The following is a 17,633-nucleotide window of genomic DNA, read 5'->3' on the forward strand; positions in this document are numbered from 1 at the left end:
CTGCCACTCCACTGAGCTCCTGAAACATGGACGTTAAAGAGACGCTCGTCTGCTTTCTCCAAACGTGCAGGAGGGACAAGTCTGCTTCCGGGCAGTCAGCAGAACGACCAGGCGGTGAATTGCGCCTTCAAGGTTGCTCCTGACCGCCGCGTCAAGGCGCTAAGAGGCGCTTCCAGTGGCCCAAGCGGGACGTCCATCACGGCCTTCAGAATCTCGAGGACTTGCCAGAATATCTCCTGACGCCGGGTAGATGCGGATTGGCCCTGCGGTGGCAGTGTTTCGGAGCGCCACATTTGCGGGGTCAGGACAAAGCGCTGCTCTGAACCCGTCCCGTACTTGAACAGCAACCCCAGGTTGCTTGAGCGCTTCACTGTTCTCACAGTCAGCGTCTGCCAGACTTCGTACGCCTCCAGGAAGTGGCCGAGCGTCAGTTCGGAGCGGTGGGCGATCTGGATCCCCACGCCGTTCGCTTCCGGCTGCATCACAGAGCGCTGATCTACAGGCAACTGCAACGAAGGCACGCCCGGAAGCAGATACGAATCGTGAAGCGTCCCAACCAAGCCAGGATCACCGGCAGCGTGGAGACGAGCGAGCTCCTGTTCGAGATGATCCTGGGCACGCCCCCTCAGACGAGCGATGCGCCGCAGCGTTTCCTGGTGCTGGCGAGTGGCTACGTGGGTCCACTGCGCAGCGCAAGCCGCTTCGAATTGTATCGCAGCTTCCTTCACTAATTGAGGAGGGCACACCAGTGCGCCTTCCTCAAGCCCCTCCAGCGCTTCGGTGCGTGCATTCAGCCGCTGCAGGGCCCGCTGCAGTTCAGGCACGGGAGAGCACTCTGGCTGCACGCCGGTTGTCTGGCTCCATAAGTTCAGGAGCGCCTGCTCTTCTACGGTGGGGGAGCGGTTCTTGAATCCACGTGCCTGAACGATTGTCCATCCAACCCGATTCGGTTCAGTGGTCAATTCCAGCGTCAATCGGGGCTGAATCACCTCGCCTGGCAGCTGTTCGAGGATGCGGATAATTCGGATGTGCCCGGCCCGCACGCTTTGGGCACACCCGCCCCAGCCGACACAGTGCCCCAGCAGCTGACCGTCTTCCACCAGTTCCTGCGGATGGCGTGCCACCCGGACGTCCCAGCAGCCGTCTGCCCAGACCACGCGGCGTTCGAGTGCCAGGTCCGCAGCATCCAACGTGAAGCGCTCTTCGCCGCCGAGCACCTCCTCCAAGGCTGATTCGCTCACTCCAGTCGATTGGCATACCTCGGTTTTCAGGCGCCTCAGTTGCCGGTGGTGCTCAGCCATCACGCTTTTGAGATTGGAAATGGCTTCTTCAAGACCTGGAGCGCACCGCAGCGCCAATTGCTCTTTCCAGGCCCAGCGCACTTCGGACTGCGCCTGACTCGATTTGGCGTGGTCAGGCAAGGCGTCCAGAGCGGTCTGAAGCTCAGAAAATGCCGTTTGAAGGGTGCCTGCTGAAGCGGCACTTCCCAGGCGCAAGACACCACGGCCCGTCAGCAGCGCACTCAAGTCCTGAAGGGGAAGGCGCGTTTCTTCCAGCAGTGCCAGCACCGCAGCGAACAGATCTTTGAGTTCTTCGAAGGTTCGGTCCAGCACTCGCTCGCGCACCGGTAACCACGTCGGCCCAGCCGTATCCAGGCCTGGAATCAGCTGATGCAGTGGTCCGCCGATGGCTTCTGCCGCCAGACAGTCCTGGAGATGAGCGTCCGCTGCCCACGCAGCCGTCCAGCAGCTGCGGCGCACCGCTTCCTTTCCGGCCCTTCTGGCGGGGAGGCTTCCCTTACCTGCCTCGAAGAAAAGGTCCTCCTGCAGGTTTCGGCGCACCTTTACCGCTAGGGCCGCCACCGGCCCGTGATGCACCTTCGGCAGCAGCCGCCTCAGGGCCACCGAAGCGCCCAGGGCACCCTGCACGGCTTGCCGGACGTCCGCTTCGTCAAACGCCAATAGGGCCGGGTCGAGCACCGCTGCGAGCGCCCAGCGGACCCGGCGGACGAATGAGTCAGCATCTGGATCGACGTTCAAGAGGGCCGGTGCAGCCATTCTTTGCTTCACCTTCGAGTGGGTGTTGAAGAGCTGGTCTTGAAGTCGTAGGCGCAACGTCAGCCGTGCTGCCGGGTCACGTGGCAGTGGAGGCGGAACCAACTGTGATGATCCGAAGCTGGACTGCTGCAGGAGCGCCGCACACGTCACATGAGCGGTGATGGCCAACGCCTGCTGCGGGTGAGGGAGCGACCAACGGCGGAGGTCATGCAGTTGCCAGGTTTCGCTGAGTGTGGCCTGAGCCCCGAAGGCCCTGTTGAGCGGATGCCAGGGGAGGGCGGTGCAAGCGGCTCGTTTGGGATTTCCGTCCCAGCCCTTGCCCTCATCCCAGGCGGCCGAGAGGTCGAGTACCCCCCGCAACGCTAACATCCGTCCCAACCGGCGTTCCACAGCCCGGCTACCCCGCTGTTCAGCAGTTTGCTCGCGCACCAGCAGCTCAGGAAGTTGGTCGGCCTCTTCGAGAATCTGCCCGTGCAGCGCTACCAGCGCTGCGTCCAGTTGCTGAGGATCAGCGCGTTGCCAGGCAAGCGGCGCTTCCTGCCCGAACGTCACGCGAACCGCGCGCGGCCCGGCATGCAGCACCGCGCCTGCTGGCAACTCCGGTCCTGAGCCAATCACCACGTGGGTGGCGCTGCGTCCTAGAGCGACTTGTACTTCAAGAGCCTGAACCACTTGCGGCGCGTCAGGCCAGGCCCGCATGGGAGACGAAGATTCTGGGAGAGGAGGTGCAGCAGGCATCTGTTCGTAGTTTACTGGCCAACCTAGCACCCCGACATCCGCTAGATGGCCCAGTTTGGCAGTAAGTGAAACGTAACTGCTCAGCACGAATCAAGACGTGTCAAGCAGTCATTGCTCCTGCTCCGCAAGGGGGCCGCTGAGTAGTTACGATCTGGAGACGTTTGCCCGTCCCCAGAACGACGCTGGGGGGGAGCAACAGCATGATCAAACCAATGCTGATGCCGCTCCACGCCTTTGTCCCAGCGCTCAAACTTCAGGAAAAGTGCACGGTACAGGACGTTATCCGTCTGGAGCAGGAAACGGACGAGACGTGGTTCCAGCACCGCACTGAGCAGTCTAGGACGATACAGCCCATCGTTGTCCAGCAGGAACGCGGCTGGTGCTTTCATCTGCGTGAGCAGCGCGGCAAGTGCTGACTGAAAGTGGTGCTGACCAGGTGGCTGGCAAGCTATCCGACCAGACATTCACATCAGCTCCATGAAGTTTTCTGCGCCCACTTCCATCTGTCCCCTATCAAAGAGGAAGACCATGAAAAACCGTGTTTGAAGTCCAACACGCTCGCCTTCTTGATTTTTTGGGAGAATCCCATGACCCAGACCACCCCCAAGACCGCTGCTTATCCCGCCCCAGAAGCCCTGAAGACCCCAACCGACCTGAAGGCCGAGGGGATTCAGAAGATTGTCGAAGCTATCAATCCGATCATCGCTGACGCTTACGCGGTCTACCTGAAGACCAAGAACTTTCACTGGCATCTGTCTGGCAGCCACTTCCGCGATTATCACCTAATGCTCGACGAGCAGGCCGACCAGCTCATCGGCAGCACCGATCCGCTGGCCGAGCGTGTTCGCAAGCTGGGCGGCACTACGCTTCGATCCATCTCGCACATCTCGGGCCTCCAGACCGTGCAAGACAACAACGCCGACTTCGTGGCTCCTTTAGATATGCTGCGCGAACTGATGGCCGATAACCAGAGCATCGCCGCCAGCATGCGAAAGGCGCATGAAGTGTGTGACGACGCCCGTGACTACGCCACCTCCAGCTTGCTGGAAGTGTTGATCGACGAGACCGAGCGCCGCACCTGGTTTTTGTTTGAGGTGGTGCAGGGCGGCGAACAGACCCGCTAACACCCTTTCTTTTAAGTTTGTTCTAGACCATAACCGCCCAGGAGAACCATCAACTCGGCGGTTTTGCGCTACCTTCGAGGTTGGCCGGAATGTTAGGCAAGTGCAGCTGCACCGTTAAGCCTTGAGGTGAATTGGACGCCAGTCGCACCGTACCGCCGTGAACCTCCGCGACGCGCTGCACGATGGCCAGGCCCAGGCCACTCCCGCTCTCACGGGTGCCGGGCACACGGTAAAACGCCTCCATCAAGCGGGGCAGCGCGTCCGGTGGCACACCGGGGCCCGCGTCGCTGACCGACAAAACGATCTGCTGATCGGCAGCAGCTAAGCCTACGGTGGCTGCCGCTCTGGGCGCGTATTTATTGACGTTGATCAATAGATTGATCAGAACCTGACTGATCAACGCCTGACTTCCGGAAAATGGCAGGTGGGCCGGGCCGCAGTACGCTGCGCCGTGTTGCTGGGCCAGTGCACCGCTGATCTCGCCCAGGTCGAAGATTTCATGCTCGGCACTGTTCTCGCGGGAGAGCAGCAGCAGCGCTCCCGTCAGGGCGGCGAGCCGCTCGACTTGCTGGTCGACCGTGGCGATCAGTTCGGCGTCACTGATCCAGCCTTGGGCGTTGGCGTCCACCTGCGCCCGCAGCGCCGCAAGTGGCGTGCGGAACTCGTGGGAGGCGTGGCGCACGAATTCTGTTTCACGCTGCCGAAAGGCTGAAAGCCGCTGGAGCATGGTATTGAAGCTGCGGGCCAGTCGGGCGATTTCGACTTGACCTTGTGGCGCGTCCACCCGTTCATCCAGTTGCCCAGATTGCGCTACCCGTTCGGCGGCCCGCGAGAGATCACTGATGGGCCGCACCATGCTCCGGCTCACCAGCAGCGCCGCCGCCACACCCAGCAGCGACATCACCACCACCGACAGCGTGACGGTGGCCAGATAAGCGGCCAAGCCCTGATGGTAAGACCGCAGCGGAATACTGGCCTGTAAGAGCGTCCCTGCTCCCAGATCTGGCACCGCGAGTTGCTGGGTCAACCACTCGTCGCTGTGCTTGTCGTCGTCGCCGTGCTGGGTGGCGGTCTGGGGAAAGGGACCGCCGTATTCCTGAATCACCTTTTCACGCCGGATCAAGCGGGCGCGGATACCGTTCTCGTTGGGCAGGTAGGTCGGGGTGTCCCCTTCCTTGCGATCATGGGCCAGCGCGGCAAGGTAGGTACTCAGGTCGTTGCGCAGGGCCGCATTGGCAGTCTGGCGGAAGGTCAGGAAACCGAAAAAGCCCTGAGCCAACAGCGCTCCCGTGACAATCAGGGCGATCAGCAGCGCCAGTCGGACGCCCAGCTTCATGGTCGGCGCTCCAGATTCGCCAGGCCCAGTTGATAGCCGCGCTGAACCGTCTGGATCACCTCGGGACTGAGTTTGGCCCGCAGATGATGAACACAGACTTTGACCACGCCGGGGTCGCTGGCCCGCTCACCCCAGACCACATCCATCAGTTCCTCTGCCGAGAAGACGCGTCCGGGTGCGCGGGCCAGACGTTCCAGCACGTCGTATTCCCGCAAGCTGAGCATCACGGTGCGGCCCTCCCATTCGACTCGGTGCGTCACCAAATCGAGCGACAACGGGCCGTAGCTCAGCAGATCGGTCTTGGCCTCGCTGACCCGCCGCAGCAGCGCCCGAACCCGCGAAAGCAGTTCGGAGAGATGAAACGGCTTGGTCAGGTAATCGTCGCCACCGAGATCCAGCCCCTCCAGGCGATCATCCAGGCTGTCGCGGGCCGTCAGAAACAGCAGACTGCCCCGGTAGCCCGCTGCCCGCATCTCACGGGCCAGCACAAACCCGCCGGCCTCGTCTTCGGGGAGCTGCACATCCAGCACCGCCAGATCGGGTTCCAGGGTCAGCACAGCGGCCCGCGCGTGGGTCAGATCAGCGGCGTAGTTTACCGTGTAACCTTGCGCGGCCAGTGCTCGCCGCAGCGGCAAGGCAATCGCCTCCTCATCTTCTACCAGCAAGATCAGCACCCTGATCTCCGGCAACACCTGGCATGTCTGTTCACCTGTTCAGCATGCGCGGGTGGGGTTACGACTGGGTTAAATGTAAGGGGTTAAACGTAACCAGGCTATAACCGCCGCGTTTTACGGTTGCTCCAGAAAGACCATCAAGGAGACGAGATGAAGAACTGGATTTTACGTTACTGGCTGCTGATGCTGGGTCTGCTGCCCCTGCCAGTCCTGGCATTCCGGGCTTATCAGGGCGGCGCGTTTGAGATCATGAACCCGGCTGGAACCCTCTCCACGCTGGCGTTTGTGGGTTGTATGTCGTGTACGCCGCTGTATTTGCTGATTCGTCAGGCCTGGCTGCTCAAACTCAAACGCCCTCTGGGGGTACTGGCCTTCGGCTACGGCGCACTGCACTTGCTGGCCTACGCTGTGGATCTGGGCACCATCCAAGACAGTGTGAACGAAACTCTTCATAAGCCCTCGTACCTGTGGGGTCTGGCGGCCCTGCTGGTGATGCTGCCGCTGGCGCTGACCTCCAACAAAGCGGCGATGAAACTGCTCAAGCGCAACTGGAAGCGCCTTCAGCAAGCCTCGTATGCGGTGGTGGGCTTGCTGATCGCCCACTTGTTGCTGCTGCCGCACATCAAAGTCGAGTATCAACTCTTCGCACTGATTTTGCTGGCCGGGCTGCTGATGCGCCTCCCGCCGATGCGCCGCTTGCTAAACCAACGCCCGCTCACCTTCAAGTTGCTTAATCGCAACTGAAGCACAGATTCACCGCCAAGGAGAAAAGATATGTTCAAGTCTCCACAGATCGATCAGATGACAGAAGCTGACTTGGGCCGCCGCGACGCTCTGCGCGTGATCGGCTGCTTGCTGTGTGCTGCTGCCGTACCTGCCGTCTGGTCACAGGCTCAGGCCCAGTCGTTGAGTGCGCCTCTCAACCTTCTCAAGCCTACTGAGACGCTGGCCGCTGACGAGTTCAAGCTGATGTCAGTGGCGGGTGATCCGGCGATTCTGTATGCCAGCAAAACCCAAATCGTAGGCGGCGTGAAGCGGGGGCAGGTCTGGCTGACCGTCTATTCCCGTATCTGCTCACACCGCAGTACCGTGGTGATTGATCCGCCGCAGAATCAGGTCATGACCTGCCCCAAACATCATCAAGCATACGACCTCGCCACTGGGCAACCGACAGGCTATGTCCACCGTACTTCAGACCCGCTGGCTCAGTACGGTCTTCAGGTAAGACCTGATCAGTCGGTCTGGATCACTGGACTGATTCGTCCGCAAGCGGGGTGAACTGCGCTTTTCGGGTTAAGTGTATCCGTGGGCATTTCGAGAAGTTGAGTGTTTTCCTGACGAACTGCCCAAGTCGTTGACGCAACGTGTTGCTAAGATCACCCTGATGGCCACCCCGATCAAGCAGATTTTCTCTCTCTACGCCAGAATTGTATGGAGGCGATTCCTACCGCTTACAGGCGCGTTCCTCAGTCGGTCAGGTATTGGAACGATGAACAGGATGACGCGGCAGATCGCTGCATTTGGCGGCGCAACTCTTACATCCCTGTTGTCGTGGCTGATCTTGTCACTTGGCCTGCTACGGATGAGCGTCATGCAACCAGTCAGGCAGCCCTGATCGCGCGTATTCTGGGTGTCCTGCTCAGCCTACTTGTCGTCCTGGCTTCGAGTGACTGGATGCAGCGATGTCTCGGTTGGCACGGCCTGCCGCTGGCCCTCACCGTGCAGGTGCTGCTGATGTGGTGGGCACTTTATCTCCTGTGGGCCATGCCGCTACCGCTGCGTGTGGACTGGTTCCGGGTGCGTCCCTGGGAAACGCCGCTTTACCGCCGCCTGGGAATCTACGCCTACAGAGATTTGCTGAGAGTTATGGGTTGGGAACGCCTACGCCGTCAGGCTCAGGGTTTTGATGGCACGCGGGCCAGCCTGCAGCCCTACGAGCGCCGCACCCGCGAGGCCGAGTTCAGCCACGTCCTGCTGAGCGGGGTCAACCTGATGCTCATACTGATCAGCAACTTGCGTGGACAGGTGGACACGGCAGGCTGGCTGCTGGCCACTGGCCTTTTTTTGCACGTTTACCCCGTCATGCTTCAGCGCACCCTCCGTGAACGCCTTCAGCGCCTGGTTATTCCAGGCTCGTCTTGACAAATCTGCAACTTCGGGAAACGGTAGAACCCCCCTACACCTGCTGCTGTGGATTGAGTCAGATTGTTCTCTCTCCCCGCACAATCAGCGCCTCCAGAAGCTGCGCCGCCTCGCGCGGGGCGTCATGGGAACGCAAGTGTGCGCTCAGCTTCTGGGCCTGCTCACGGAAACGTGCGTCTTCCAGCAGCGTCCGTACCGCTCCGCGCAGCCGCTGCGGGCTGGGGCGGTCAGTTCTGAGGTTAAGGCCCACCCCAGCGTAGGCGACGCGGGCAGCTACCTCGGCCTTATCCTCACTTTTGCCCGCCACCACGCAGGGAACGCCGCACGTCAGCGCCTGCTGCACGCCTCCGTACCCGCCATTGGTCACGTACGCCGAGACATGCGGGAGCAGCTGAAAGAAGGGGACGAAATCCGCGACCCGCACGTTTTTTGGCAGTGGGCCAAGCGCAGCTGCGTCCCGCACACCTGCTGCGATCACCAGCACGTCTTCATTCGCCAGCGCTTCCAGCGTCGGGATGATGAGCTGCCGGGGGTTGGTGGCGAGCGTTCCCTGCGTCACCAGAACCACCGGACGCTGTGAGGCCAGCACGTCCGGCCACCAGGTGGGGAGGGGCCGGGCGGGCGGTTCGGGGATCAGCGGGCCGATAAAATGCAGTTGCGGGGGCAGGTCGCTCCTGGGATACTCGAAGGCGGGTACGCTGGGTTGCAGCATCAGGGTAGGCGCAACCGCGAACTCAAAATCCCGTGAACGCACTCCGATGCGGCGGCAGACCGCTTGCAGTTCGCGTGAGATGCGGCCAAAGATCACACGCTGCGCCGCCCAGGACAGCAAGCCGTTCCGGAGCTGGCCCAGCGCCGAGGCGTCCGGAGCGAGACCCAGGCCGAAGGGGCCGGTCTCCCGGCTGGGAATGCCCAGCGGCAAGACGCCCAGCAGAGCGCAGGGAGGGCCGCCGAGTTCTTCGTGCAGCAGCGCCGCCGCGACGGTCTGATCGGCCAGCACGAGGTCATGGGGCCAGCTCCGCGCCACGTTCCGCAGGTCCTGAAGTTGCCCTTCGATCTGCCCGACGAAGATGTGCTCCATATCAAACTGAATCTGCCGCAGCCCCGCTCGCCCGTTCCGGCCTGGAAACGCGCCCTCGAAATGGGCGTCGTCATAATCGCGGGCATGGACGAAAGGCTCAAAGGCAGCGCCGCTAGCCTCCACTGCCTGAGCGTATTTACGCCCGGTATACCAGCGCACGGCGTGCCCACGCGAGCGTAATTCGCGGACAATCGGAACCAGGGGCATGATGTGTCCAGCGATGGGTTGTGAGGCGATCAGAATATTGGTCAGGAGAGCCTCTCTAAAGGGAGTGGGTGTCTTTGGCCGTCAGCGGATAGTGTACCCGTTGACTCGGTCAGACAGCTGACGCCCCGGTGGCCCACTTAAGATCGGTGGTCAACGCAGCGGTGTAAGGGTAGATGCGGATGGGCAGACCTGCAAGCTGCGTATAGCGTTCAGTCTGACCACCGGAGACATGCAGCATCCCTGCAATGTCAGAATCCCACCTGGCCACGCTGCGTCGCTGGTTGGCCGAAGCCTTGGGCCTCGCCGTCTTCGTGACCTTTAGTCTGAGTGCAGCGGTGCTGGCCCAGCTCGGCGTGCTGCCTGCCCTGGCTGCCGACGCGCTGGTGCCGGGCCTGGTGATCTTGGCGCTGGTCTACGGTCTGAGCGATCTGTCCGGGGCGTACTTCAATCCTGTTGTGACCTTAGCTTTCGCGGTGCGTGGCAGCTTTCCGTGGGCGCGGGTGCCGGGCTACTTAATAGCGCAGTTCCTGGGAGCCTGCGGCGGGGTGTGGCTGGTGGCGGCCTGCGTACCGCTGCCCAAAGCACATGAGCTGGTCAGACCCTGGGGCGCGTTCGAGCTAGAGACGATCTGCACCGCGCTGCTGTTGCTGGTGATTCTGGCCACCGCCAAGCGCAAGGCCGAGGTCGGCTCTCAGGCGGGGTTGGTGATCGCCGGAACGCTGGGGCTGTGCTTGTTCACGGCGGGCAGCATTTCCACCATCGGCGTCAACCCCAGCCGCACGCTGGCCGCCGCTTTGTTCAGCGGCACGGTGCTGGCGGCCTGGCCACATCTGCTGGGGCCGTTTGCGGGTGGTGCGTTGGCGACAGGACTGACCTATCTGCTGCGCGGCCCGCTTAACCCGCAGGAAGCCGAAACGGCCAACGGTAAGGCGGAGGAGGAGAACAGGCAGAAAAAGGGGAGGAGCAGTTCAGTTAAGTTTTGATGTGTCAGTCGATCCGCGTAGAAGCCGTTGATAGGGAAATTCCACGCTCACAGTTGTACCGATAGAATAGAGGCCATTTCAAGTCACCCCTGCTGATCTCGCGCCAACTCCTTTTGCCAACTTCCCCGGACACTCTCGCAAGAAGTCGAATAGCACACCGGATCTTCCCCTAATCCACCGTAGCCTTGTGGTGCCGACCATCAGACCGACCAAGCTTGCAAAGGGAAGAATCATCTTTCACATCAGCTCCACTGCGCTGGCACCAGAGGCCCATGTACAGAGCGGTCAACAGTCACAGAGAAACCCATTTCACCGGCTCGGAGATGGTGCGCGACATCGTGATCGGCATGAGTGACGGCCTGACCGTCCCTTTCGCACTGGCCGCCGGACTGTCGGGCGCAGTTGCCAGTGGACATGTGGTGCCGATCGCCGGGATCGCCGAGATGGCCGCTGGAAGCATTGCCATGGGCCTGGGTGGGTACCTGGCGGCCCGCAGCGAAAACGAGTCCTACATCTCGGAACGTGCCCGCGAGGAGAAGGAAATTGACGGGAAGAGAGATGCAGAGACCGGAGAGGTGCGGGCCGTGTTCCAGAAGTACGGGCTGAGCGGCGATGCACTGGAGGCGGCCACCACCGCCATTACCAGCAACCGCACGACCTGGGTCGGTTTCATGATGAAAGAAGCACTGGGCCTAGAGGAACCGGATCCGAAACGGGCATTGAGGTCAGCCCTGACCATCGGGCTGGCGTACATCGCGGGCGGCATCATCCCGCTGACGCCTTACGCGCTCAACCTGACGCTCAGTCGAGCGCTGCTGCTGTCGGTGGTCTTGACCCTCATCGCCCTATTTGCCTTCGGAGCGCTCAAGGGCCGCTTCACGGGTTCGTCGGTGCTCAAAAGTGCCGTTCAGACCATGTTCGTGGGTGCGGTGGCTTCCGGCGCGGCCTTCCTGATCGCGAGGCTGGTGTCCGGTTCGGGCAGAGTGTAGATCCTGCGGCTCTGGATGTATACCGCCGCCTCACTGGTGCGTCTCACAAATGGCGTTCGCCGCCTGCCAACGTCCCGCCTGCCGTGTCAGGGGCTGGCTTCCGTCGTTAAAGGCGTGCATCTGAACCTGATCCTTCGCATAACACTGGGTCACACTCAGTCAGGCCGCGTACGAGTGCCAGAGCGATGCGGCCGAGCACTAACAATTAGTCATCCGTTCGACGCCCGGATGGGCCAGTGTAGCCGTGCCCAGACTTAGGGCCACGGAGACGGCGAGGCCCAGCGCTTCAGTCCGCCGTACCACGCTCATGTGGCGTTCGGACACGGCAGAGAGGACTTGCATGACCTCCCGCCCTAAACGTCTGCACCGTACTCGTCCAGCGTATCCCGCCAGCGGTGTTGAGGTTCAAAGCCGAGAAGCTGCCGGGCGGACTCGATGCTGAGCAGGGTCTGGAAGCCGTCCAGCGATTCACGCAGCGGCACCCCCGGAAAGACCTGCTCCATCAGCGTGCGTGAAGGCACTGGCATCACCGTATCGGCGGCAGCGATGATGAAACTGCTCGCCCCCGTCAACGGGGCACCCAAAGCCAGATGGCAGGCCAGCGCGGCATCTCGCTCGTCAATGTAGCCCCACAAATTCCACTTACGGGCGTGCAGGGACGGCCAGGCCAGCTCCGGAAAACGGCGGTACTCGTCCGGCCCCAGGATGTTGGAAAAGCGTAGGGCCACGAAGGGAATGCCCGAATGGCGTGAGAAATCCTGCGCCATCGTCTCGGTGACCACCTTACTCAGCGCATACGACGACTCCGGATGTGGATAGTGCGCCTCGTCTACCGGGGCGTACTGGGGCGGCACGTCGAACGGCAAGCCCAGCGTGGTTTCGCTGGACGCCCAAACCACCCGCTCCAGACCGAGCTGGGTGGCCGCCGTGAAGACGCTGTGGTTCATGGTCACGTTCTGCACAAAAGTATGGTGTGGGGCCTGAAGGTCAGGGGCAGGAATATTGGCCAGATGAATCACGCTGCCCGCCCCCTGCATGACTTCCAGCGTCTGGCCCAGATCGGTCAGATCGACCCGTAATGAAGCCTTGAGTGAACCGGGAAAATCGCCGTCTGGCTTGAGGATAGGCTGGATGTCCACGGCAATGACCTCAAAGCCGTGTTCCAGCAGATGCTTCAGAACCGCGCGTCCGGCCCGGCCTGCCGCACCGGTCAGCACCACTGGACTGGTTGGAGGTGACCCTGCTGAATGTATCTGGGTAGTCGCGTTTACCACGCGTAGGCTTCGGGGGCCTGTCCGCCGGGGCCGGGCCAGATGTCATCCAGCTTTTTGAGCGTCTCGTCGCTCAGCTTGATCTCGATGGCCTTCAGCGCCCCGTCCAGTTGCTCAGCGGTGCGCGGCCCGATGATCGGGGCGGTCACGGCTGGCTGGTGAAGTAGCCAGGCCAGCGCCACATCCGCTGGGGACTCGCTCAGTTCCTTGCACAGCGCCTCGTACTGCTCGAGTTGCGGGCGGTACTTGTCGATCTGCTTTTGCATATTCTCGCTGGCGCGGCGGCCTTCACTGGCTTTTTGCAAAGCCCCGCCCAGCAGGCCGCCGCCCAGCGGACTCCAGGGAATCAGGCCTAGCCCCAGCGCCTGACAGGCCGGGATGACTTCCAGCTCGATCATCCGTGCCGACAGGTTGTACAGGCTCTGCTCGGACACTAGGCCCATGAAGTGGCGCCGGGCGGCCAGCGTATTGGCCTGCGCGATGTTCCAGCCCGCGAAGTTGCTGCTGCCCACATACAGCACCTTGCCCTCGCGCACCAGTTGCTCCATCGCCTGCCAGATTTCTTCCCAGGGAGTGGCCCGGTGAATATGGTGCATCTGGTACAAATCGATATGGTCCGTCTTGAGGCGGCGCAGGCTATCCTCGCAGGCCTTACGGATGTGGTACGCCGAGAGTTTCTGATCGTTGGGGCCGTCGCCCATCTTCCCGTAGACCTTGGTGGCCAGCACGATGCGCTCACGGTTGCTAGGATTGTGCTCCAGCCAGCGGCCCACGATCTGCTCGGTCACGCCCTCGCCGGGCTGGCGACCATATACGTTGGCGGTGTCGAAGAAGTTGACGCCTTTTGCCAGTGCCGCGTCCATGATCTTGTGGCTATCCTGTTCGCTGGTTTCGGGGCCAAAGTTCATCGTGCCCAGACACAGTGGGCTGACTTGCAGGCCGGTGCGGCCTAAATGACGGTAGTCCATGATTGACGCCTCCTTGAATGCTTTATCTGCTTCCGACGCTACACCCGCAGACCTGGCGGCGTCACCCTGGGACAGTCTTCATGGTTTCAGCAGCGAGGGGTGAGTAGCTAGGCCGCTTCTGGTCAGTCCTCACTGAGTTCCTGGAGTTCCCAGCAATTAGGCTTGCCCCGTGATCAGAAGGAAAGGTTTCAATGATTGATTCCCCCATTCAGCGGCGGCGGCAGCAGACGCAGGCTGAGGCGGACGCGGTATAGCGCGGCATCAAACCGGCCCAGCGTGCGCCGGAAGTTGGCTGTCCGCTCCGGCCACAGGGTGCTGTTGCGCCCCCCTGCGTCCAAATAATAGCTGGTGCAGCCCCCCTTCACTCACACCGACTCGCGCAGCTTGTCTTGCAGGGCGTCACTGTACTCGCGCTGCGCTTCTGGGGTAGGTTCCAGGCTCAGCAGGTGCGCGGCGTCCATGTACTTCAGCGTCCGTAGGATGTACCCGATTTGTGCCTCAATGATGTACACGATGGAGTTGTGGCCCAGCGCGGTGTTCGGCCCCACCAGCAAAAAGAAGTTCGGAAATCCAGCGACTGCCGTGCCGTGCAGCGCTTCCATGTGGCTGTCCCAGGCGTCCGCGAGACGCAGGCCGCCTCTCCCGAATATCCGACGCGCCATCGGCGGCTGCGTGGCGTTGAAGCCGGTGCCGCCGATCAGCACGTCGAAAGCGCGAACCTGGCCATCCACTGTCAGAATCTCGTCGCCGCGAATCTCGGTGATGGTCTCCGTCACCAGTTCCACATTGGGTTGCTGAATGGCCGGGTAGTCGTCGTCGCTGACCAGGATGCGTTTGCAGCCTAGACGGTAGTCAGGCGTCAGTTTGCGGCGCAGCTCCGGATCTGCTACCCGCCCCTCAAGGTGCTGGTGGCCGAACTTCTCCATCAGTGCGCCCACCCTCGGGTTGGAAAACCCCAGATGCCTCACCTCCGCGTTCAGGAACACCCGCTGACGCGCCAGGCGCTGAAACACTGGGTAACGCCGGAACAACTCGCGGCGGCGCGGCGTGATGGCCTCGTCCATGCGCGGCATCACCCAAGGCGGCGTGCGCTGAAAGACGCTCAGCTGTCCCACGAGCGGCTGAATTTCAGGAATGAACTGAATGGCCGAGGCCCCAGTGCCGATCACCGCCACCCGTTTGCCGCTCAGGTTCACAGCATGGTTCCACTGCGCGGAGTGAAAGCGTTCGCCTTCAAAATCTTCCATCCCCGGAATGTCCGGCCATTTCGGCTCGATCAGGGGGCCGTGACCGGAGATCAGGACGCGGGTCGTGAAATCGCCCCGACTGGTGCGGATACGCCACAAACCTTCCTCTTCGTCCCAGCGGGCCTCCTCCATCTCGGTGTTGAAGCGGATGTGCGGGCGCAAGCCCTGCTCGTCGGCAGTTTTTCTGAGGTTGAAGCGGCGATTGGCGCGCAGAGCGTCTGGACGGGCTACCACGCCGACATGGGTGTGCTGCTGGCGCTGCTGACGGATCAGGGCCAGGCCTGAAAGCAGTCGGAGGCACTTCGGGGATTTCTTGGCGATCTTCGATTCACTCGACTTGGGCAATGACGTGTTGCGCCATGACCCTGCTTAAGGTGGAGTCATGATGATGATTCCAGAGGATGATCAGTTGTATCTGATCCAGAGTAAAAGCAATCTCCTGACCGGAATGGCCTTTGGGGCGTATACGTTGGTGAGCGTCTACGTGGGGCTGGAAGCCCGTGCGGCTGGGTTGGGAAGCCTCAACACGGGCTTGTGGGTGCTGAGTGGCCTGTCGGGGATCGTGAATGCCAGTTTGGCGTTGCTGCTCTTTCCGCTGGTCTTTACGTGGCTCAGTCGCCGGTTCGGGGCCGAGACGTTGCTGGCCGAGGTGCGGTCGATCAGTGCCTTGAGCTTGATGCCGGTGATTCTCGGAACGCTGCTGGGGACGCTGGGGTGGGTGCCGTTGTGGGCAGGGGTGGCGTGTGTGGCGAGTACCACCGTCTTCGCGCATGGCCTGAGTTTGGCGAACGGCACGCGTTTCGGTGCGGCGCTCAAGCATACGTTGGCGGTCTGGGGGGTGCTGCTGGTGAGCATCGTGGTCTTGAACGGAGTGTTTCTGGCAGTGCGGACTGTGCGGTGAGTGTGCCCCTGCAAGGCAGCCGGAACGGCCCGCATCTGGTCAAGGGCTTGAGGTGCCCGCCAACGACTGCCGATTTTCTCTGAGAACCGCACCGCGAAGCTGGAACACCGTTGTGCAGCAGGTGGCCTGAATATCAGGCCACCTGCTTTTCCTGTTTTTCATCTACCTCTGTCAACTTGCCAGAACTCCGCCAGGTCATGCACTGGGCAATTCGCCGACGACCTGACCTTAAGGCGAGTGACAATTCGCCGCCCGGCAGCGTCGCCTAGCCTTTCTAGCAGTCAGATCAATCAACTTCCTCGATAACTGCCGGGCCGAAGTAGCGGATCAGGGTCGCCCCGGCCCGGTGGTAGGCGTCGAGGGCGTCCTGGTAAGCGGCGCTCCGACGGTCGATCTGCAAGGTAACCAGAGACTGTCCGCTGGCCAGGGCCTCCCCATAAGTGCGCCACTCCTCACGCTCGTCGGTCAGCGATTGAATCCAGCGCCTGAAATGACCCAGCCAGCCGTGCTCGAAACCCTCTTCGTCGAGCAGGCGCAGGCCCGCCTCGTTGGAGAACACACTCAGGTCCGTTTCGGCTATACCTAAGGCGACCAGTTCGTTCAGTAAAGTGCGTGCAGGCTGCTCTCCAGCAGTCACACCGATGAGCTGGTTCTCCGGATAAAACGCGAAGCGGCCCCGGTTAACGTCAACGGACATGATGATCCTCCTGTGCGGCTGAAGGAGAGAAGCCAACGACTTATCTTCAGCTTCGCCCCGAATTGGTGTGCCTCCTGGCTGAGTGAAGAGGCATACAGACTCAGCCCTGCGGCAGATTGGCCAACGGACGCCAGTAGTGATTTGCAGCAGCAATGGTGGCGAATTCCAGCGCCACAGTGTGCGTGATGGCGATCAGATCGGCGGCATTGGTGGAGTAACCGGGCCGGATGGTCTCGCGTACCTTCGCGTCTGGTTGGGTAAATTTGATGATCAGTTGGGCCATCCGCACGGCCAATACCCGGCCCTCATCAGGCGTCGCGGTGATGAGGGTGTTACCGGGCACCAAGCCAGATGAACTGGTCGAAGCGGGAGCAGGCTGAGGCTGGGCGGCGGTCTGGGTCGTCTGCATGTCGGTCATAAACCATCTCCTTGGTCAATCGAAAGAGAATTACTTGCCCTGCGAGAGCTGCTGCGCTGCACGCTCAATCACGTCGGCGACAGCCTGGGACTGGGCGATGTAGATGGTGTGCCCGCCAGGCAGTTCTGTCACGTCGGTCTTCGAGCGGGCGTACATCTTGCGCTGGATGGACGGATTGATGCTCTTGTCATCCATCGGCACGACGCCCCACGACGGCTTGCTGTTCCAAGCCGCTTGGGTCAGCGGTGTGCCCAGCGCCTTGGCGGCCACCGGAATCTGGGACGCGGCCATGAAAGCCGACTGCTCGTCGGAGAGGCCCGTGGCAAAACCCACATGAAATTTGGCCACGTCGTAATACGAGTACCCCGAGGCGTCGGGCGGCAGGGTGCCGTTCTCCGGCGCAGGCGGCTCCGAGACCGCCCACTGCAGGGCCGATTCACCCACGTCAGGCTGGAAGGCCGCGATATAGACCAGCCCCACAACCTTGGGATCGACACCGGCCTGGGTGATGACGGCTCCGCCGTAGGAGTGGCCCACCAGCACCACCGGGCCGTCCTGCCGGGCCAGGGCGCGGTTCACAGCAGCCACGTCGTCTTCCAGCGAGGTCAGCGGATTTTGCACCACCGTGACGGTGTAGCCGTCCGCGCTAAGGATGCGGTAGACCCCGGCCCAGCCGGAGCCGTCGGCATATGCGCCGTGAACCAGCACAACGTTCTTGACAGCTCCGGCAGGTGCAGCCAGTGCGGAGGACAGCAGGGCGCTCAGGGCAAGCGCGGCGAAACGGGAACGGTTCATGAGTA

18 protein-coding genes are annotated in these 17,633 nt (G+C 61.9%); 8 read left to right on the forward strand and 10 right to left on the reverse strand.

Translation table 11 applies throughout. The features are described 5' to 3' along the window. Positions 1-95: 95 nt before the first annotated feature. Positions 96-2,756: a PcfJ domain-containing protein gene (locus EHF33_RS16000; protein WP_124873962.1), complete on the reverse strand. Its 2,661-nt coding sequence runs from the start codon at positions 2,754-2,756 to the stop codon at positions 96-98. Between the two features lie 239 nt (positions 2,757-2,995). On the opposite strand from EHF33_RS16000, the gene EHF33_RS16005 reads away from it, so the two are divergent. Continuing rightward, positions 2,996-3,211 carry a hypothetical protein gene (locus tag EHF33_RS16005; protein ID WP_124873964.1) on the forward strand — a complete coding sequence of 72 codons (216 nt, stop codon included), beginning with the start codon at positions 2,996-2,998 and terminating at the stop codon, positions 3,209-3,211. Between the two features lie 171 nt (positions 3,212-3,382). Then, positions 3,383-3,919: a Dps family protein gene (locus EHF33_RS16010; RefSeq protein ID WP_124873966.1), complete on the forward strand. Its 537-nt coding sequence runs from the start codon at positions 3,383-3,385 to the stop codon at positions 3,917-3,919. Between the two features lie 49 nt (positions 3,920-3,968). Here EHF33_RS16010 and EHF33_RS16015 read toward each other — a convergent pair whose 3' ends face one another. Both EHF33_RS16015 and EHF33_RS16020 read right to left on the reverse strand, forming a co-directional pair. Further along, positions 3,969-5,255, reverse strand: coding sequence for a HAMP domain-containing sensor histidine kinase (locus EHF33_RS16015; RefSeq protein ID WP_124873968.1), 1,287 nt, complete (start codon positions 5,253-5,255; stop codon positions 3,969-3,971). Beyond that, entirely contained in the window at positions 5,252-5,947 is a 696-nt protein-coding gene (locus tag EHF33_RS16020; RefSeq protein WP_241191334.1) for a response regulator transcription factor, read from the reverse strand. Before EHF33_RS16020 ends, EHF33_RS16015 begins: the two co-directional genes overlap by 4 nt. 132 nt (positions 5,948-6,079) lie before the next feature. Between EHF33_RS16020 and EHF33_RS16025 the strand changes: the two genes are divergently transcribed. From EHF33_RS16025 to EHF33_RS16035, 3 genes are all read left to right on the forward strand, one after another. After that, the gene (locus EHF33_RS16025) at positions 6,080-6,673 is read left to right on the forward strand and encodes a ferric reductase-like transmembrane domain-containing protein (RefSeq protein ID WP_124873970.1); all 594 of its coding nucleotides are present in this window, start codon (positions 6,080-6,082) and stop codon (positions 6,671-6,673) included. A gap of 30 nt (positions 6,674-6,703) precedes the next feature. After that, on the forward strand, positions 6,704-7,207 hold the full coding sequence (locus tag EHF33_RS16030; RefSeq protein WP_124873972.1) for a Rieske (2Fe-2S) protein: 504 nt from the start codon (positions 6,704-6,706) through the stop codon (positions 7,205-7,207). Positions 7,208-7,603: 396 nt separating this feature from the next. Then, entirely contained in the window at positions 7,604-8,071 is a 468-nt protein-coding gene (locus EHF33_RS16035) for a glycosyl-4,4'-diaponeurosporenoate acyltransferase CrtO family protein (RefSeq protein ID WP_124873974.1), read from the forward strand. Positions 8,072-8,129: 58 nt separating this feature from the next. On the opposite strand, the gene EHF33_RS16040 is transcribed toward EHF33_RS16035, so the two are convergent. Beyond that, the gene (locus EHF33_RS16040; RefSeq protein WP_124873976.1) at positions 8,130-9,359 is read right to left on the reverse strand and encodes a glycosyltransferase; all 1,230 of its coding nucleotides are present in this window, start codon (positions 9,357-9,359) and stop codon (positions 8,130-8,132) included. Positions 9,360-9,604: 245 nt separating this feature from the next. Between EHF33_RS16040 and EHF33_RS16045 the strand changes: the two genes are divergently transcribed. After that, positions 9,605-10,342 carry an MIP/aquaporin family protein gene (locus EHF33_RS16045; RefSeq protein WP_124873978.1) on the forward strand — a complete coding sequence of 246 codons (738 nt, stop codon included), beginning with the start codon at positions 9,605-9,607 and terminating at the stop codon, positions 10,340-10,342. A gap of 272 nt (positions 10,343-10,614) precedes the next feature. Further along, the gene (locus EHF33_RS16050) at positions 10,615-11,331 is read left to right on the forward strand and encodes a VIT1/CCC1 transporter family protein (RefSeq protein WP_124873980.1); all 717 of its coding nucleotides are present in this window, start codon (positions 10,615-10,617) and stop codon (positions 11,329-11,331) included. Between the two features lie 353 nt (positions 11,332-11,684). Here EHF33_RS16050 and EHF33_RS16055 read toward each other — a convergent pair whose 3' ends face one another. From EHF33_RS16055 to EHF33_RS16065, 3 genes are all read right to left on the reverse strand, one after another. Next, positions 11,685-12,605, reverse strand: a complete 921-nt coding sequence (locus tag EHF33_RS16055) for an NAD-dependent epimerase/dehydratase family protein (protein ID WP_241191346.1) — start codon at positions 12,603-12,605, stop codon at positions 11,685-11,687. Further along, complete coding sequence (locus EHF33_RS16060) at positions 12,599-13,570, reverse strand: aldo/keto reductase (RefSeq protein WP_124873982.1); 972 nt, start codon at positions 13,568-13,570, stop codon at positions 12,599-12,601. The genes EHF33_RS16055 and EHF33_RS16060 overlap by 7 nt, the downstream gene beginning before the upstream one ends. Before the next feature lie 365 nt (positions 13,571-13,935). After that, positions 13,936-15,162, reverse strand: coding sequence for a flavin-containing monooxygenase (locus EHF33_RS16065; RefSeq protein ID WP_241191347.1), 1,227 nt, complete (start codon positions 15,160-15,162; stop codon positions 13,936-13,938). Between the two features lie 37 nt (positions 15,163-15,199). On the opposite strand from EHF33_RS16065, the gene EHF33_RS16070 reads away from it, so the two are divergent. Further along, positions 15,200-15,718 (forward strand): hypothetical protein, encoded by a 519-nt coding sequence (locus EHF33_RS16070; protein WP_124873984.1) that lies wholly within the window; start codon positions 15,200-15,202, stop codon positions 15,716-15,718. Between the two features lie 286 nt (positions 15,719-16,004). Here the strand turns inward: EHF33_RS16070 and EHF33_RS16075 are convergent, their stop codons facing one another. The 3 genes from EHF33_RS16075 to EHF33_RS16085 all read right to left on the reverse strand — a co-directional run bounded on the left by EHF33_RS16075 (position 16,005) and on the right by EHF33_RS16085 (position 17,628). Beyond that, a complete protein-coding gene (locus EHF33_RS16075) occupies positions 16,005-16,415 on the reverse strand; it encodes a hypothetical protein (RefSeq protein WP_124873986.1) in 411 nt (136 codons plus the stop codon). Between the two features lie 100 nt (positions 16,416-16,515). After that, positions 16,516-16,833: a hexameric tyrosine-coordinated heme protein gene (locus EHF33_RS16080; protein ID WP_206431639.1), complete on the reverse strand. Its 318-nt coding sequence runs from the start codon at positions 16,831-16,833 to the stop codon at positions 16,516-16,518. Positions 16,834-16,863: 30 nt separating this feature from the next. Then, on the reverse strand, positions 16,864-17,628 hold the full coding sequence (locus EHF33_RS16085; protein WP_124873988.1) for an alpha/beta hydrolase: 765 nt from the start codon (positions 17,626-17,628) through the stop codon (positions 16,864-16,866). Positions 17,629-17,633 lie beyond the last annotated feature (5 nt).

This window comes from Deinococcus psychrotolerans, from assembly GCF_003860465.1.
GTDB classification, from domain to species: domain Bacteria; phylum Deinococcota; class Deinococci; order Deinococcales; family Deinococcaceae; genus Deinococcus; species Deinococcus psychrotolerans.

Bases quoted from the DNA above. Each gene is read 5' to 3' on its own strand.
- EHF33_RS16030 (WP_124873972.1), top strand. From the start codon at position 6,704: ATGTTCAAGTCTCCACAGATCGATCAGATGACAGAAGCTGACTTGGGC.
- EHF33_RS16015 (WP_124873968.1), bottom strand. From the start codon at position 5,255: ATGAAGCTGGGCGTCCGACTGGCGCTGCTGATCGCCCTGATTGTCACG.
- EHF33_RS16040 (WP_124873976.1), bottom strand. From the start codon at position 9,359: ATGCCCCTGGTTCCGATTGTCCGCGAATTACGCTCGCGTGGGCACGCC.
- EHF33_RS16060 (WP_124873982.1), bottom strand. From the start codon at position 13,570: ATGGACTACCGTCATTTAGGCCGCACCGGCCTGCAAGTCAGCCCACTG.
- EHF33_RS16050 (WP_124873980.1), top strand. From the start codon at position 10,615: ATGTACAGAGCGGTCAACAGTCACAGAGAAACCCATTTCACCGGCTCG.
- EHF33_RS16075 (WP_124873986.1), bottom strand. From the start codon at position 16,415: ATGTCCGTTGACGTTAACCGGGGCCGCTTCGCGTTTTATCCGGAGAAC.
- EHF33_RS16035 (WP_124873974.1), top strand. From the start codon at position 7,604: ATGCAGCGATGTCTCGGTTGGCACGGCCTGCCGCTGGCCCTCACCGTG.
- EHF33_RS16045 (WP_124873978.1), top strand. From the start codon at position 9,605: ATGTCAGAATCCCACCTGGCCACGCTGCGTCGCTGGTTGGCCGAAGCC.
- EHF33_RS16010 (WP_124873966.1), top strand. From the start codon at position 3,383: ATGACCCAGACCACCCCCAAGACCGCTGCTTATCCCGCCCCAGAAGCC.
- EHF33_RS16080 (WP_206431639.1), bottom strand. From the start codon at position 16,833: ATGACCGACATGCAGACGACCCAGACCGCCGCCCAGCCTCAGCCTGCT.
- EHF33_RS16000 (WP_124873962.1), bottom strand. From the start codon at position 2,756: ATGCGGGCCTGGCCTGACGCGCCGCAAGTGGTTCAGGCTCTTGAAGTA.
- EHF33_RS16070 (WP_124873984.1), top strand. From the start codon at position 15,200: ATGATGATGATTCCAGAGGATGATCAGTTGTATCTGATCCAGAGTAAA.
- EHF33_RS16005 (WP_124873964.1), top strand. From the start codon at position 2,996: ATGATCAAACCAATGCTGATGCCGCTCCACGCCTTTGTCCCAGCGCTC.
- EHF33_RS16025 (WP_124873970.1), top strand. From the start codon at position 6,080: ATGAAGAACTGGATTTTACGTTACTGGCTGCTGATGCTGGGTCTGCTG.
- EHF33_RS16085 (WP_124873988.1), bottom strand. From the start codon at position 17,628: ATGAACCGTTCCCGTTTCGCCGCGCTTGCCCTGAGCGCCCTGCTGTCC.